Genomic DNA, 1,458 nt, shown 5'->3' with positions numbered 1-1,458 from the left:
GGCTCATCCGAATCCAGGGTGTAGTCGGGGTCTGAACCCGCCGGTCTCGAGCAGGGATCTGGCGATGTAGTTGGTCAGGTTGCGGAACCCCAGCGCCGAGCCGCGCAGGTGCTCGAGCCTGCCGTTGATCGCCTCGGTGGGCCCGTTGGAGGTGCTGGGCCGGTCGAAGTAGGCCAGGACGTCGGCGGCGCGCTTCTTCAGCGTCCTGCCGAGCTTGGTGATCTCGACCAGGGCCTTGGGGACGCCGGTGCTGATCGAGTCGATGAGCCGGGCCATCAGCTCGCGGCCGTGGCGCCGGTTCTCGTGGCGGTAGGCGGCGATCATGCGCTGGTAGACGCTCCAGGTGACCTCGACCTCGACGTGGGCGTCGTCGGCGAACAGGGTGTCCAGTCGGTCCTTCTGCTTGTCGTTGAGCAGGTCGGCGCCGGTGGACAGGGTCCGGCGGGCGGCATAGAGCGGGTCGCCCTTGCGGCCGCGGTGCCCACAGATGGCCTGCTGAACTCGCCGTCGGCACTCATCGAGCGCCTCGCCAGCGAGGCGCGTGACGTGGAAGGGATCTAGCACGGTCACCACGTCGGGCAGTTCCTCGACGGCGGCGGTCTTGAACCCGGTGAAGCCGTCCATCGCGACCACCTCCACGCCGTCGCGCCACTCCTGCGGGCGGTCGGCCAGCCAGGTCTTGAACGCCTGCTTGGAGCGTCCTTCGACCATGTCCAGCAGCCGTGCCGGGCCGGTGCCATCTCGCACTGGGGTGAGGTCGATGATCACGGTGACGTACCTGTCGCCGCGACGGGTGTGCCTCCACACGTGCTCATCGACCCCGACGACCTTCACCCCCTCGAAGCGGTGCTCCTCGTCGATCAGCACCCGCTTGCCCTCGGCCAGAACGGCGTCGTTGGCGGTGTCCCAGGCCACCCCGAGCCCCTCGGCGACCCGAGCCACGGTCAGGTGCTGGACCACGATCCCTTCCAGCGCCCACCGCAGAGCGCGCCGAGACAACTTGGCCCGGGGCTCGGCCGCGGCGGTGGTGTCCTGGCGCCACACATACCCGCAGCCGCTGCAGCGGTAACGGCGCACGACGACCTCCAGCGTCGTGGGCCGCCAGCCCAGTGGTTCGTGGGCAAGCCGTCGGACCACGGTGTCACGTGGTCTCCCTTCGCAGCCGCAGCGCCGGCACCACTGGTCGGGCTCGACCACCTGGCAGGCCAATACGGCACGATCCGGCTCGAGTCGCTGCCCGGTGACAACGAGGCCGAGTTCGTCGAGGCGGCAGAAGGCAGTCAGGTCGGGGCTGGCGAACGCATCAGCGCGCCCGCCGACGGTAGCGTCGTGCACGTCGAGGTCTTTCGGGCTGAGTGTGTAGGAGCTCTCATCCTCGGGAGACCTCGACCTCTATCCGGCCACCGACGCGCCGGCCCGCCGCGCGACGTGCGCTACACCCTCATCTGGGAAGAGCCC

Annotated in this window: 1 protein-coding gene; it reads right to left on the bottom strand. The window is 69.5% G+C overall.

All coding sequences use genetic code 11. The features are described from left to right. Positions 1-3 precede the first annotated feature (3 nt). Entirely contained in the window at positions 4-1,335 is a 1,332-nt protein-coding gene (locus KILIM_RS21820; RefSeq protein ID WP_006594938.1) for an ISL3-like element ISPfr3 family transposase, read from the bottom strand. Positions 1,336-1,458 lie beyond the last annotated feature (123 nt).

Origin of the sequence: Kineosphaera limosa NBRC 100340 (assembly GCF_000298215.1) — a bacterium.
GTDB lineage: Bacteria > Actinomycetota > Actinomycetes > Actinomycetales > Dermatophilaceae > Kineosphaera > Kineosphaera limosa.
The sequence above is the reverse complement of the archived record's forward strand: the minus strand, read 5'-3'. Positions and strand labels throughout refer to the sequence as shown.